Genomic DNA, 13,562 nt, shown 5'->3' with positions numbered 1-13,562 from the left:
GCGGAGTGGACGGGACTCGAACCCGCGACCCCCGGCGTGACAGGCCGGTATTCTAACCAACTGAACTACCACTCCGCGTCATATTCTTGCAGTGTTTGCTGTAAGGTGTGCTCCCTGACAGCGGCGTGAATAATACGAATGACCCCCTCATGAGTCAACCGTTTTTTGAAAAAAAACCGTGTTTTTTAGTTATCTTTCATTGAAAGGTTCAAAATATCACCTGATTTGTCATTTTTTGAACCATTCCCTGCTGCGTTATTTTCAGATGGTCCTAAATCATCAAGATCAATGACTTCTTCGGTTTTCTTAAATGGATTCTTTGGCATTGGTACTTTTAGTCTAATTGGCTTTTTTTGCACCAGAATACGAATGGCTAACCAACCGAGCAATAATACAACTAAGTTACCAGCAACAATAATACTGACTAATAGCGCTGTACTTATAGTCGGCTCTGGTTCTGGCTCAGGTTGTTCCACTGCAGGTAACGCAGCGGCTTCCAATTCAGGCACTTTTTCAATGGGTCTTTCAATTTCAAAATTGTAATTTGGCAGTGTTGCCATAAACTCACGGCCATTGATATTTTCACCAAATGCGGAGATTTCTACACTATAACGCCCCCAATCATAATTCTTGATTGGCAGCTGACGATAAAGCCGCTCTTCTGCATCTAAGGTAAACATCTGCTCTTCACCATTAGGGTAGAAAATTTTACCCTGTAGCAATATGGTCTCAGGTTTCACAACAGTGTCGTCTATCGTAATAGTAAGGCCATGTTCAAGCTCGTTTTCACCCGCTAGCATCAATTCAAAGTTAAATGGCGGCTCAGCGATAACAATAGGTGATTTGATCACTCTTCTTTTTAGAATGGGCGTTTCAATAAAGAATTCAGGCTGCCACTCTCCCGCTGGAAAGTTTAATTTAAACTCACCAGTAAAAATTCCATCCAGAGGTCTTTCATCAAACTCTCGGCCATCATCTTTAAAGTCGGTCACGCTTTGCGTACCTGCACCAAAGTTGGCATATTCATCGTTATTGGTACTAGAGAACTCCACATACAAAGTCACGACATCCCTGAAGTAACCCACGTCAATCGGCTTGCCATCATTAGTCACGCGCCCTGTTACCTTCAGCACTTCACCACGGAATAATAGCGGGGGCAAAGCTTCAACTTCGAGCTCAATGTCACCAAGCACCATTATGCGGCTGTTTTTTTGGATCTGTCCGATGACTTGCCAAGGGCCTGGCGTTGGGTTCTTTAGAATGATCAAGTCATAACTGACTTCGTCGTACCATTGCAGTGCATCATTATCCAGCGAACTGGTCGCATAATATTTACTACCATCAGGCTTCACAAGTACCACGGCGGGAGCGCCAGGAGCGCGAAAAAACAGTAAAGTGATCTCTTCAATATTATAATCAATGCGAAAACGGTTATCTAAAAGAGGGATTTCATTTACCTTACCGTCCCGCTGCAACATCGTAATCTGTGGTGTTTGAGCGCCAACAACCGTACTTACTAGCAGTACAAACCCCAAGAACAGCTGTTTTAGATTCATGCATTAACCCTACATTGCGTTGATGGCTTGAGTGATCTTTTTTGGGATAAAGCCCCTAGTTAAGCGTCTACTCCACCCCAACGATACCGATTATATTCATTATTGTTGCCACAGACTTTGTCCACAAGCTTTGTTTACAAGCTCTAAACGTTCTGTATGTGCTTGTTCTTCATCGGCAGAAGCACGTAAAACTTTAAGTGCAGGGCGATTGCTGTCTAAACGAATAATGCCACCAGCTGAGTTAGCCTGATCACCTTTATTTTGATTCGCCAAATTCAGCTTTTTTTGGCCTCCCGTCATCGACAGGTAAACATCAGCAAGGATCTCAGAATCCAGCAAAGCGCCGTGCAGCGTACGCTTTGAGTTATCGATATCGTAGCGACGGCAAAGCGCATCTAGGCTGTTCTTCTGGCCCGGATGAAGATCCCTTGCCATCACCAAAGTATCTAGCACTTGGCAATAGTCATGGGTCGCCGGAAAGCCTTGGTTTAACTTAGCAAACTCATGGTCCATAAAGCCGACGTCGAACGGCGCGTTATGAATGACGAGCTCAGCTCCTTTAATGTAGTCAAAAAACTCTTGCGCAATTTGATGGAAAAAAGGTTTATCACGTAAAAATTCGTTGGTGATACCGTGAACATCAATGGCTTCTTCTTCAATGTCGCGCTGAGGGTTAATATATACGTGGAAGTTATTCCCCGTTAGTCTGCGATTGACCAGCTCAACACAACCAATTTCAATGATCCTGTGCCCTGCTTTAGGATCAATACCTGTGGTTTCTGTATCCAGTACTATTTGCCGTGTGTGCATATCGTTGCCCGCTTAACTTTGCTATTATTTTGCCCTATTCGCACATTTTACATAAAAATAGGCAATTCAGTGCAAAAAACCGTAGAGATTTATACCGATGGCTCGTGTTTAGGCAATCCAGGTCCAGGTGGTTATGGTGTTTACCTTTCCTATCAAGGACATGAAAAAGAAATGAGTGCAGGGTATAAACTCACAACCAATAACAGAATGGAAATGCTTGCGGCTATTGTTGCACTCGAAACATTAAAGCGCCCCTGCGACATCATTCTGTATACCGACAGCCAATATGTTAAGCAAGGCATAGAGTCTTGGCTTGAAAATTGGAAAAAGCGCAATTGGAAAACCGCAGCCAAACAACCAGTAAAAAATGTCGATTTATGGCAAAGACTGGACGCTGCCACCAGCCGACATACTATCCAATGGCGCTGGGTAAAAGGCCACGCTGGAAATAAATACAATGAGCTTGTCGATGATTTAGCGCGTGAAGCAGCTTCAGGTTCACACCTACTTGTAGATGAAGGCTACGAAGCCGGTATTTAATACGCCTCTAAAGGCAATGTTCCTGTACCTACTCCATCAATATCAATGGTTACCTTAAGTCACAAAGCTAATCTTTATCTTGACAGGTTTGCCTGAGTCCAGCCCCTTTCACAGCGGGTGTCCACTTAGGCTTTACATGCCACTTGGGTTTGATTGGAGTGAGCGGCATCACCCGCTTTCTTGCCACCAACATATACACGCTTCCCATCGGCTTTAAGTAATGACGACAAAAGCGGCGCCATGGCGCAAAACGAGAAAGCCTCGAGCCTCGCGCTAAAGACGCATAGATAAAGCGCTCGTCACCAACAATCTCAAACCCGAGTAAATCTAGCCAATCCTTCACCCGCGATGGAGTAAAGAAGCGCCCTGACCAAGGTAGTTTTTCTTTACTAAAGGGAAGCATTTGCGCCACACCACATAAACTAAAGGGATTAAAACCTGAGATCACAATATAACCACCGGGAATAAGTGTGCGATGGGCTTCGCGTAGAATATGATGCGGATCAGAATGATACTCTAAACATTGGCTTAAAATACAAGCATCGACTGAGTTTTCGTAAAAAGGTAGCTCGTCAATTTCAGCAAATACCCCGACATGTTTACCTTGTGGGGCAACACAAACTTGATGCTTAATCGGGCTGGCAGAGGTATTCATTTGACCGCTCAAACAGCCGAGTTTTAGCATGTGGTAACCAAACATTCTTGGTAGCCATTCATCCAGTCGTTTTTGGATCCCCACTTTTAAATATTCACCGTGAGGAAAGTCTTGCCACTCATCGGGTTTGGGTCCTTGTAAAAAACTTAACGCTGGTTTCATTTACTAAGCTCGTTATACTGGTGTTATTAATCACTTTATAGAGCATTGCGTTATGGTGCAAGTCGATGCAATCAAAGCATTTGATGACAATTATATCTGGGTGATAAAAGACCCTCTAAGTTCAAACTGTTGGGTAATTGACCCTGGTGACGAACAACCTGTTTTAGATTACCTCGCCAAATTTGATTTAACACTCCAAGGCATATTAGTCACCCATCACCATTGGGATCATACTGATGGCATTGCCCCGCTTTTATTACATTTTCCTAGCTTAACAGTCTACGGGCCTAAAAATGGTAAATATAAAGGCATTACTCATGGCCTTAGTGAACACGATAAGATCACACTTTTTGATACCACGCTGAACATTATCGCCACCCCAGGACACACGTTAGACCATATCTGTTATGTAAATGATGAGCTGGCTTTTACGGGGGATACATTATTCAATGCAGGTTGTGGCAGGCTTTTTGAGGGAACACCAAGTCAAATGTGGCGCTCCTTTGAAAAGCTACTCACCCTACCTGACACATGTAAAGTGTATTGCACACACGAGTACACGCTCGCGAATCTTGCTTTTGCTGAGGCCGTTGAGCCCACTAACCAAGCACTAACCCAGTATCACCAACAAGCAAAGTCATTACGTGCCAATAACGAGCGCACAGTACCTACAACTATTGAACAACAAAAAGCAATCAATCCATTTTTGCGTGCCGCAAATGAAGCCATTCTCACCCAAGTACCAACGCAATTTATCGCGCCAGAAAATACACCAGAAGCTCGCTTTAGTGCACTGAGAAAATGGAAGGATAACTTCTAAAATATTCAATAGTGACCTAATGTAACGCCAAAATGACGCTTTTTTGGCGCACTTACATGGAAAGTATTGAATAAATTATCCATTTTCTTTGCAATACCGCCAAAGATAAGCATTTCTAACGATTTTTAGGAAGTCGAAATAAAATAATAAAGAAGCTTTAAATGCTGATACAAACTCGGTAATATTGCCGAGTTTTTGTCCGAACCCCCAAGCAAAAGAACGCATTTATGAAAAAGCTCGCCTTTATTGTTGCATCATTAGCAATATTAAGTGGTTGTGAAATCACGCAAGAAACACCATTGGAAACTGCAACTGAACAAGTGAAGCAGGCCAACTTAGATCACGCGAGCCCTTATGATATCTCTCAAACACTCAGTACCTCATGGCAAGACGAAGATGAAGATGCTGTGCCTGTATTTGACGACGTATGGGAGCGGATCCGTTATCAGTTATCTATCGAAGTACCACAAAATAGACCGGTTGTCGCCGAACGTAATTACTATCAACGTCACCAAGCCTATTTAGACCGTATCGCAAAACGCGCAGAACCTTACCTCTATTATATTGTTGAAGAAGTAGAGAAGCGCAATATGCCTGTTGAAATCGCATTGTTGCCTATTGTAGAAAGCGCATTCGATCCATTTGGCTATTCACACCGTACCGCTTCCGGTATTTGGCAATTTATGCCTCAAACAGGTGAACGCTTCAACCTTAAACAAAATTGGTGGTATGACGGTCGTCGCGATATTATCGCATCAACGCAAGCCGCGCTTGATTACCTCACCTACCTCCATAAAACGCTGGAAGGCGATTGGTTAAACGCAATTGCAGCTTACAACTCAGGTGAAGGCCGGTTGCTCAATGCAATCCGAAAAAATCGTAAAAAGCATTTGCCTACCGATTTTTGGTCTCTCGATTTACCTCGCGAAACCACCGCGTATGTGCCTAAATTACTTGCCTTATCCGACCTCTTAAAACGCTCAGATGAGTTTAAGGTCGCGTGGCAGCCTATCATCAATGCCCAAGTTGTTGATACCGTTGAGGTAGGATCACAAATTGATTTAGCGCTTGCCGCTGAAATGGCTGATATATCTTTAACTGAACTCTATCGCCTAAATCCAGGATTTAATCGTTGGGCCACCGATCCAGATGGTCCACACCAGTTATTATTACCCATGGAAAAGGTTGACGCTTTTCAAGAGAAATTAGCTAAAACTGAAGTAAAAGATAGGCTTCGTTGGCAATATTATACGGTGCAAAAAGGAGATAGCCTGTCGGTTGTTGCGACTAAGTTTAATACTAGTATCGGCACCATTCGCTCACTCAATAGCATCAATGGCAATATGATCCGTGTTGGCCAGAAGTTATTGGTGCCACTCAGTGATGGCGAATTGCAAAGTGAGCATTTACCGCCAGAAGTGCGCCTTGCCGCCAACAAAGTAACCAAGAAAAAGCTCAGCCACACGGTAAAGTCAGGCGATACATTGTGGGATATCAGCCGCGAATATGATGTGACGGTTAAGCAATTAGCTAGCTGGAATAAGTTAAAAACCAATGCGGTTTTACGCCTTGGACAAAAGCTTACCGTCTTTAAAGATGAAAAAGCAGCGACTCAAACCGTCCTCGTCAACACCGAGCGCACAATCACTTATAAAGTGCGTAAAGGCGACTCACTAGCACGTATCGCCACTAAATTTAACGTTAGCGTGAATGAAATCGTCAAATGGAACAACCTGACTGGACAGAAGTATCTTCAGCCTGGTCAGAAGTTAAAACTGAAAGTTCAGACTAAACGTGTTTAGCGCTAAGAAATAAAGTTCAAAAATAAAAATCCAATATCAGTGATGATATTGGATTTTTACATATTAAAGCAGCTCTTTTGACTCACTTTTCCTTAAAAATTACGACAGTACTATCGTTTAAATACACAGTTTTTCAATGTCGCATACAGCTGATTTAAACCCAAAATTTGGTTAGACTTCAATGCTGATTAGTATTATCTAAAGAAAGTTTCATAAAGAACTGATATCGTTAATACATTATTGGCGTACCACCAATCCTCCTGCAAATTCTCGATGCGTTATCCGCGTCTCGATAATCACTAAAAGAGTCAGCCCATAACAACTCACCATTTTTGTAACATTCAAGGTAAATTTCTTCGAATGCGGTAGCATTAGACGACATCGCGGTGGCGAAAATAGCAGATACAGCAAATAGAATCGGTTTAATCATTATTTTTCCTTTTCATTATTTTGAACTTTATAATATCGGTCACTTTTCATACAGCCAAGACCAATATCACACAACGTAACCGAAATGTAAATATTTATGTTTTTTTGGTCACTATGACTATGCTGATGAGTTTGCTATTTAAGCAGGCAACGCGACCTATTAAGCCGCGTAAATTGAAAGGTAATGCTGAACAGAAGATAAAACCTAAAGGTTTTTTGCCAATGCTTGAAGCCAAGGCTCAGCAGGCTCCCAAGGCTCAAAATATTCACATGCATCGATGTCTAAGCGCGGTTGTGCTCGAGTGGCGTTCAACTCTTCAATCAGGGCATCAATTTGCTTTCCAGCACCACAATAAGTATCGCCATAACTAGAGTCCCCCAATGCGATGACCGCTACTTTCTTGCCCGTTAGCATCGGAAATTCGCTTTGCATTTGCAAAAATAAAGGCAACAAGTTATCGGGAATATCACCAGATCCGGTAGTGGAAGAAATAAATAAAATGTTTTCAGCTTGCACTACATCAACGATGGAAGCAGGTTCAATAACACTTGCCTCATGACCCGATTTATTCAAAAACTCAGCACTGTCGTTTGCCAAGTTTTCAGCATTGCCATACATACTTCCCACAAAAATGGAAACTTTTGCCATTATTTATAGTCCTTCTCGTTGTCTGACCAGCCGAGCTGAGCGAAGACAGCCAATGCTTCTTCCCCCAAATCTGCGGTAATTGAAATCGTCGTGTTGTTATAAGGATGTACAAATTCCAATTTAGTTGCAAATAACATCAACCGACGTAAGCCAAAATGATCGACAAAAAAGTGGTTGTGTTTATTATCACCGTGATTGACATCACCTATAATCGGATGTGCTAAATAGTTGAGGTGACGCCTAATTTGGTGTTTTCTACCCGTTTTAGGGAAGCACTCCACCAACGAGTAGCGGATACTTGGATACTTACCAAAAGGAATTGGCAAGCTACCCTGCAATAAACAATTTATCTGTGTTTGCGCTTCCTGCGGAGCTTTATCCTGACAGGCAAACTTATCAGCGATTTTATCAAGTTCTTCTTTGAGTGGTCTGTCGACGAATCTAGATTCAGGAGCAAACCCGCGAACAAGCGCTAAATAGCGTTTTTGAATATTACCGCTAATAAAGACTTCATTCATGTCTCGCGCGGCCTCAGAGCTTAGCGCAAACAGCAGCACGCCTGATGTTGGTCTATCTAAACGGTGAACGGGGAAAACATGTTGACCAAGTTGATCACGCAGCATTTGCATCGCAAATTGTGTTTCTCGCTTATCCAAAAACGAGCGATGAACCAATAACCCTGACGGCTTATTTATCGCAACATAATGCGCATCTTGATATAAGATCTCAAGCATTACGCGCTCTTTGCAATTGTATTATCAAGGTTTTTTAAGCACTGATGCACCGCATTAAAATAAAGATGTTCACTCAGCACCATTTCAGCCATTGGCGCAATCGCCATATTTTCCGGTAATGCTTCACCACTTTCTACCATTGTTCGCATTTTGCCCAAGAATACAAATTGCAACCACTGCGCGAAGGTCATCGTATCGCAGCAAAATGGCTCCGTAGAGGTTAGTGCCTTAGCCGAAATTGGCTCGTCTTGCCAAAGGCCCGTTGCTTTTAAACAAGTCTCTAGTTCATCTAACTGAATCAATAATTCCGAATTCACCGGCTCTGTCTCTTTCTCAATTTTTTACATTATAGCAATTTGCATTATTTAGGAGCTAGCCAATTCTCTCAAGTACACCTTTTTCATAGGCTTATCAGCGCACCTAAAAGTAGCTATAATTGCCGCTATTGAAAATATAAGTAACATATAGAGCATTCATGACAGCGCAAATTTCAACTTTAGGTGAATTACTAACAAACGCCGGTACGCAGTGGCGAGTCTATGATCTGGGTCGACGGATCACAAAAATAGATAAGAAGCAGTTTGCGCAAATCGAGAATACTCAAGTCCCTTATCCGTATCCACTTGGTGGTCATGCCATCATGGCAATTCAATTTTGGGATAATGAGGCGACAGTTGATCCTTATGTTTGGTTTTTAAAATTTCCACTAGATGAGCAAAGCAAGCTCATTATCGCCAGTCGTGACCACTTTGCCTCCATGGTGCTCGAAGCATTAGGTACACAACTCACGGGTGAAGCTGCTCAAGGGAAACTTGATAACAACCCTTATGTCTTCACGCCAAATGCGAACAAACTCGCTGCGTTCAATGCGCTATTAAAGCGTGAGCTTAATCGTCCGGCTTCTCAATATTACGAGCACGCCGAACTCTACTTTTCGGGCAAGCTTGGGTTCGAGCGCTGGCAAGAAATAGCACTACAAGGTATTGCTGACTTTGCCCTACGTCTAGACCACGGTCATAACGCGAGCAACCTGCAACAGGCCTGGTCTGTTTTGCCAGCAGAAGTTAAGACACCATTAGCCGCAATGCTTGAACACGTTACCATCTCAACATCTCAAACCGAAGACTTTGTAGCCGCTTTGACCCATGCATGCCAACAGCAAGATAAAGACGCCGTAGTCACTAATTTACGTGCGATGTCGGGAAGTCACGCGCTTGGTCTCATCGCACATGCCGTAGACGCCATTTTAGCATCTGAGTTGGGATCAGATGCAGATTGCTTACTCACTATTGCAGGGCGTGCTTGGGAGACACTAACCGACCAGCAAAGGCTCTTTACCTATATGGAAAAAGCCGCTGAGAATAATCAAATCGATGGACTTTTCAGCAGTATTTTCGCAGACTTAGTTGCAATACCTATGTTACGCCCACATGTTTTAGGGATTATTAGAGCAGAAAATCGCAGTGAAACTCTGTCTCGTGCAATTGGAAGGTTATTTTCTTAAATGACAACGCTTTGGCTTTTTATCATCGTTTCATCTGTTATCGCGCTATTTTGGTATAGCCGCCAGATCGCAGAAGCGGCAAATAGGCATGCACAGCATCAAGCTGAAAGTTTGCAAGTGCAACTGTTAAGTGTTGCCTGTATTAAGCGCCGTTTCGGCGTATTAAAAGACGGTAAACTCGGAATAAAAAGCCAATTTATGTTTGAGTTTAGTTCAGATGGCGAGTCAGCCTATCAAGGTAAGCTTTACTTAGAAAATGAACGATTAGTCAAAAAAGAATTGCCCGCTTATAAAATCGCAAGTTAATTCGGTGAGTGCGAAAGTAGGCACTTAAATTCATATGAATACAAGTGCCTACTCTGAATTTATAGTACGACTATTTTAAACATATCCTTTGACGCTTGGTCCGTAGTCGTTTTCACCAACCTCACTATCCATAGTGGTAAAATATATCATCACTAATAAACCGACAATAGGCACAAAGCTCACTAGCAGCCACCAGCCCGAGCGCCCAGTATCGTGAAGACGACGAATAGATACGGCAACCGTCGGTACTAAAACCGTCAAATAATAGATACCTGTCAAAAACAGGGTTCCAAAAAGCCCGTCGACAATCCCAATTGCAAAGCCTATCAACGCATTTATCAAGATAAACATCCAATATTCTTTGCGTCTTGAACGTCCACTAAAATCGGAATATCTTTTTAATACTGTTAGATACCATTCCATTTCTTTTTCCTTAGCTATTGCGCCAACATCGTGCACTAAAAAATAAGACTAAAATGAGAGTGGATTAATCTAGTAATGAGATCGAAAGGTAATAATGAAACTGCAAGCGGAAAGTTTTGAAAACTTCAACTAAATTACTAGGAAAATAAATATCAAATTTACAAACGCCACAAAAAACTAAGGCGCTAGCCTATCTGCTGCGCCTCAATCCTGACGATTATCCCAAGAGGTATCCGATTCCTCTGCTTTACAACCCAAAAGCAATCCGCCAATTCTTCTTCCCCTGAACGGGTATGTACTCCGACTTACCCGGCTCTCATCCTTGTGTCATCCATTAGCACTTCCAGTGCATCTCCATTTTAGCCCCCTTGGCCTCCACTTCGCTTCCCGCGCTCCTACGCCATCTTGGCTCCGCTTCACATATTCCCTATGTGCTCCCTATACATTGTTACGTCCAATGTAACCCATCCACTTCGCAATCATCCAGATTGCGCTCCTTCATCCTAGAGCCTTGCTCATCCCTATTTACTCTTCCTTGCTCCACTACGCTTCCCGCGCTCCTTGACACTCCATGTGTCTCCTTATCCCTAGTGAAGCTCCGCTTCACACTCGCTTCCTCGAGTTCCTGCTCTTCCTTGCCTTATGCAATACACCCTTCTCTTGTTGTCAAATTCCTTATCCTTTGACGCTGAGCTCCTGCTCTTGTGTTTCCTTACATTGTTAAGTTTACGGGGATCGAACATTTTTGTTAGATAGCTAGGAACAATCTTTTTGCTGTCATTTAAAAGAAAAGTAGAACAATTCATTTAAAAACAAAAAGATAAACAAAAATAACACTACAAATTCGGTACTACAAAGCGCCTTAACCCACATTCTCGTAGGAGATATCTCACAGGGTAATTTCCATTGTTGCTATTTGCTCTTAAATAACAATGTGCCTTCTACAGAGCTAAACGCCATTTTTTGTAAAACTTGATAACCGTGACCCGCAAAAAACTGCGCGTGTTCTGGCTTAGTAATAAATACTGCCATCCCTTTCGTTTCTTCACTTTGTGCAATTAAATCATCCAGCGCGGTGAGTAAATAGTGACCATAGCCAAGCCCTTGAACATGCGGGTCAACGGCAATTAGGGATAAAAAGTGACACGGCTCCTGCGTTTGCAACGCTTGTCTAATCGACTTTTCTTTATCGATAAGCTGCTGAGTTTGCAAATATCCCGCACTCATCATGAGTCGTAATCGCCAATGCCACTGTCGATTTGCGTCCAATTCATCGCCATTTGCAATAACGCATGCTACCGCGACCAATCTATCTTGATGATATAACCCCACCATAGGCTGACCCGTTTGGCCAAATGCCGACAACTCTTCTCGTATTAAGGCTCTGAGTTTTTTTTCAAAAATTGCTTCTTGTTTTGCCTCCAATACCTGTTTGAGTAACGGATCATCATGGTAAGCCTGATACAACACACTCGCGGCTACATTGATATCTTCTGGATTTAAATATCTAACGATTAATTCATGTTGAGAAGTTTCTACTGACATCACGGTTCCTTATTGTTATTGCCCCAAGCTTCTGATAATCATGCCGAAATACTACTTAATATCAAAACCTCAGAATTTTTTCTGTGTACTTTAATAATGTACGGCTACTCGCTTGTGATAGATATTGATACAAGTCACAATTTATTCAGTCGTGGACAGGTATATTTATCATCGCATTAGTCATTATGGTTTTTATCGATGATGACTTGCTAAAGGTTTTACAACCACCTTTACTATAGTTAGTGAGTAAAATTCAAGCAAACGAGGGAGAACGAAATGGATACTAGTCGCCACACTATGAGTACTTTATTTGCCCAACTAGGGCTCGACAACAATCCCAAGGCGATTGAAGGGTTTGTCAAACAACACCGCCTTCCTGACGATATGCTGTTAAGCCAAGCACCATTTTGGAATGAAGGACAGCGTCACTTTATTGAAGAATCACTGAAAGAGGACGCCGATTGGAGTGAAATCATTGACGAACTAGATGCAATGTTAAGATAGCTAAAGCAATCGCTCCTTGCGTAACTTGGTGCTATGATCCACTCCTATAATTAAGGCGTTTAGGAACCTCTATGCACCCTGCTGTTGCCAGAGCTATCAAAAAATTAGTCGATAGTGGAAAGACTCCAACCGTCGCGCTAACAAAAAGCAAATTAACTCAAAGCGTCGCAATGCCAGACGTCATCTCAGGCATTGCTGCGTACAAACAAGACCCTACCTGTATTGATCACTATCAAGAGGTTGAAGAGGTCGTCAAAGCAAGTTCACAAAGCCAATTAGATAGAATTGAAGCTAAGCTTGATAAGCTCATTGCCTTATTGGAGAAGTCGTAGTGTTTGTTGTCGACTTAACTTTTGATTGCTATGAGGAAACCACCTTAGATGCTGCCGAGCAGGCCATTAACCGTGTGGTCAATGCGCTTCGCTTTAATGGTCAAATCATTGGTGACGAATTTCCAACTGTACTTAAAGATGGCTATTTCGTTACTCGTGTGATGTGTCCAGAAGAAGACGCTTTACATCCATTAAACCATAGTCCTTTTGTGAAGTTTGCGATTGACCAGCTACAGCAATCAGGCTTGCTTGCACCTAAGGTCAAAGTTTTTGGGCAAGATATACATGCCAACAGCGCTGATGCCTGTCATGAACCGTCAAGCTACATTCTCTACACCACATACGTACACACTTGTAGTCCACTGTATTGTGGCGACGACTTTTTACCAGTGCCTTTATATAAAATCCCAGCGATTGCCAACGGTGATTATAAAGCACTGATCAAATGGAAAGAAGATTGGCAAGCCTGCGATCAAATACAGATCAATGGCGCGACTCGCTGCGAATTTGCTGCATTGGAAGAAATTTCCAGTACGAGTAGCGATTTGTTTAGACGTGGCATGGATTTGAGCAAACGTATTCGCTTTCTCACAAAAAAACCGGTTTACTATTATCTGTATCGTGTTGGCGGCGAAAACCTCGCCGCAGAAAAAGCAAGAAAATGCCCAAGCTGCCAGGGAGACTGGTTACTTGAAGAGCCTTGGTTCGGCCTTTTCGACTTTCGCTGCGAAACTTGCCAATTGGTCTCGAATATTTCGTGGGACTTTCAATAAGGAGCGCAAGCTCCTTTA

General features: G+C 42.6%; 17 protein-coding genes and 1 tRNA gene. 8 read left to right on the top strand and 10 right to left on the bottom strand.

Features of this window, described 5'->3' with window-relative positions; translation table 11 throughout:
• Position 1: 1 nt before the first annotated feature.
• From EXT47_RS04610 to dnaQ, 3 genes are all read right to left on the bottom strand, one after another.
• Positions 2 to 75 (bottom strand) — tRNA-Asp (locus EXT47_RS04610).
• 110 nt (positions 76 to 185) lie between these two features.
• Entirely contained in the window at positions 186 to 1,556 is a 1,371-nt protein-coding gene (locus tag EXT47_RS04605) for a TIGR03503 family protein (RefSeq protein WP_130125982.1), read from the bottom strand.
• Between the two features lie 99 nt (positions 1,557 to 1,655).
• The gene (dnaQ, locus tag EXT47_RS04600; protein WP_010370953.1) at positions 1,656 to 2,366 is read right to left on the bottom strand and encodes a DNA polymerase III subunit epsilon; all 711 of its coding nucleotides are present in this window, start codon (positions 2,364 to 2,366) and stop codon (positions 1,656 to 1,658) included.
• A 69-nt stretch (positions 2,367 to 2,435) separates the two neighbouring features.
• On the opposite strand from dnaQ, the gene rnhA reads away from it, so the two are divergent.
• On the top strand, positions 2,436 to 2,906 hold the full coding sequence (rnhA, locus tag EXT47_RS04595; protein ID WP_130125981.1) for a ribonuclease HI: 471 nt from the start codon (positions 2,436 to 2,438) through the stop codon (positions 2,904 to 2,906).
• A gap of 67 nt (positions 2,907 to 2,973) precedes the next feature.
• On the opposite strand, the gene EXT47_RS04590 is transcribed toward rnhA, so the two are convergent.
• Positions 2,974 to 3,723 (bottom strand): methyltransferase domain-containing protein, encoded by a 750-nt coding sequence (locus EXT47_RS04590; RefSeq protein WP_045989216.1) that lies wholly within the window; start codon positions 3,721 to 3,723, stop codon positions 2,974 to 2,976.
• 52 nt (positions 3,724 to 3,775) lie between these two features.
• On the opposite strand from EXT47_RS04590, the gene gloB reads away from it, so the two are divergent.
• Positions 3,776 to 4,543: a hydroxyacylglutathione hydrolase gene (gene gloB, locus EXT47_RS04585; RefSeq protein WP_130125980.1), complete on the top strand. Its 768-nt coding sequence runs from the start codon at positions 3,776 to 3,778 to the stop codon at positions 4,541 to 4,543.
• Between the two features lie 227 nt (positions 4,544 to 4,770).
• Entirely contained in the window at positions 4,771 to 6,345 is a 1,575-nt protein-coding gene (locus EXT47_RS04580; RefSeq protein ID WP_130125979.1) for a LysM peptidoglycan-binding domain-containing protein, read from the top strand.
• 229 nt (positions 6,346 to 6,574) lie between these two features.
• Here the strand turns inward: EXT47_RS04580 and EXT47_RS04575 are convergent, their stop codons facing one another.
• The 4 genes from EXT47_RS04575 to EXT47_RS04560 form a co-directional block, all read right to left on the bottom strand.
• Complete coding sequence (locus EXT47_RS04575; protein ID WP_045989219.1) at positions 6,575 to 6,775, bottom strand: hypothetical protein; 201 nt, start codon at positions 6,773 to 6,775, stop codon at positions 6,575 to 6,577.
• 204 nt (positions 6,776 to 6,979) lie between these two features.
• Positions 6,980 to 7,423, bottom strand: a complete 444-nt coding sequence (locus EXT47_RS04570) for a flavodoxin (protein WP_130125978.1) — start codon at positions 7,421 to 7,423, stop codon at positions 6,980 to 6,982.
• A complete protein-coding gene (truC, locus tag EXT47_RS04565) occupies positions 7,423 to 8,157 on the bottom strand; it encodes a tRNA pseudouridine(65) synthase TruC (RefSeq protein WP_039496924.1) in 735 nt (244 codons plus the stop codon). The genes EXT47_RS04570 and truC overlap by 1 nt, the downstream gene beginning before the upstream one ends.
• Positions 8,157 to 8,474, bottom strand: coding sequence for a YqcC family protein (locus EXT47_RS04560; protein ID WP_010370929.1), 318 nt, complete (start codon positions 8,472 to 8,474; stop codon positions 8,157 to 8,159). Before EXT47_RS04560 ends, truC begins: the two co-directional genes overlap by 1 nt.
• Before the next feature lie 158 nt (positions 8,475 to 8,632).
• Between EXT47_RS04560 and EXT47_RS04555 the strand changes: the two genes are divergently transcribed.
• Positions 8,633 to 9,661 (top strand): DUF3549 family protein, encoded by a 1,029-nt coding sequence (locus EXT47_RS04555; RefSeq protein ID WP_130125977.1) that lies wholly within the window; start codon positions 8,633 to 8,635, stop codon positions 9,659 to 9,661.
• The gene (locus tag EXT47_RS04550; protein ID WP_039496919.1) at positions 9,662 to 9,967 is read left to right on the top strand and encodes a DUF3301 domain-containing protein; all 306 of its coding nucleotides are present in this window, start codon (positions 9,662 to 9,664) and stop codon (positions 9,965 to 9,967) included.
• 75 nt (positions 9,968 to 10,042) lie between these two features.
• On the opposite strand, the gene EXT47_RS04545 is transcribed toward EXT47_RS04550, so the two are convergent.
• The gene (locus tag EXT47_RS04545) at positions 10,043 to 10,390 is read right to left on the bottom strand and encodes a DUF805 domain-containing protein (protein ID WP_039496917.1); all 348 of its coding nucleotides are present in this window, start codon (positions 10,388 to 10,390) and stop codon (positions 10,043 to 10,045) included.
• A 912-nt stretch (positions 10,391 to 11,302) separates the two neighbouring features.
• Positions 11,303 to 11,935 (bottom strand): N-acetyltransferase, encoded by a 633-nt coding sequence (locus EXT47_RS04540; RefSeq protein WP_017216204.1) that lies wholly within the window; start codon positions 11,933 to 11,935, stop codon positions 11,303 to 11,305.
• 276 nt (positions 11,936 to 12,211) lie between these two features.
• Here EXT47_RS04540 and EXT47_RS04535 point away from each other — a divergent pair, with 276 nt between their 5' ends.
• The 3 genes from EXT47_RS04535 to EXT47_RS04525 all read left to right on the top strand — a co-directional run bounded on the left by EXT47_RS04535 (position 12,212) and on the right by EXT47_RS04525 (position 13,544).
• Entirely contained in the window at positions 12,212 to 12,439 is a 228-nt protein-coding gene (locus EXT47_RS04535) for a DUF2789 domain-containing protein (RefSeq protein ID WP_010370914.1), read from the top strand.
• Positions 12,440 to 12,510: 71 nt separating this feature from the next.
• Positions 12,511 to 12,771: a hypothetical protein gene (locus EXT47_RS04530; protein ID WP_045964353.1), complete on the top strand. Its 261-nt coding sequence runs from the start codon at positions 12,511 to 12,513 to the stop codon at positions 12,769 to 12,771.
• Complete coding sequence (locus EXT47_RS04525; RefSeq protein WP_039496912.1) at positions 12,771 to 13,544, top strand: Zn-ribbon-containing protein; 774 nt, start codon at positions 12,771 to 12,773, stop codon at positions 13,542 to 13,544. Before EXT47_RS04530 ends, EXT47_RS04525 begins: the two co-directional genes overlap by 1 nt.
• Positions 13,545 to 13,562 lie beyond the last annotated feature (18 nt).

The sequence above is a fragment of the Pseudoalteromonas sp. CO342X genome, assembly GCF_004208915.1.
Lineage (GTDB): Bacteria > Pseudomonadota > Gammaproteobacteria > Enterobacterales > Alteromonadaceae > Pseudoalteromonas > Pseudoalteromonas maricaloris.
This window is presented reverse-complemented; position numbering and strand designations above follow the sequence as displayed.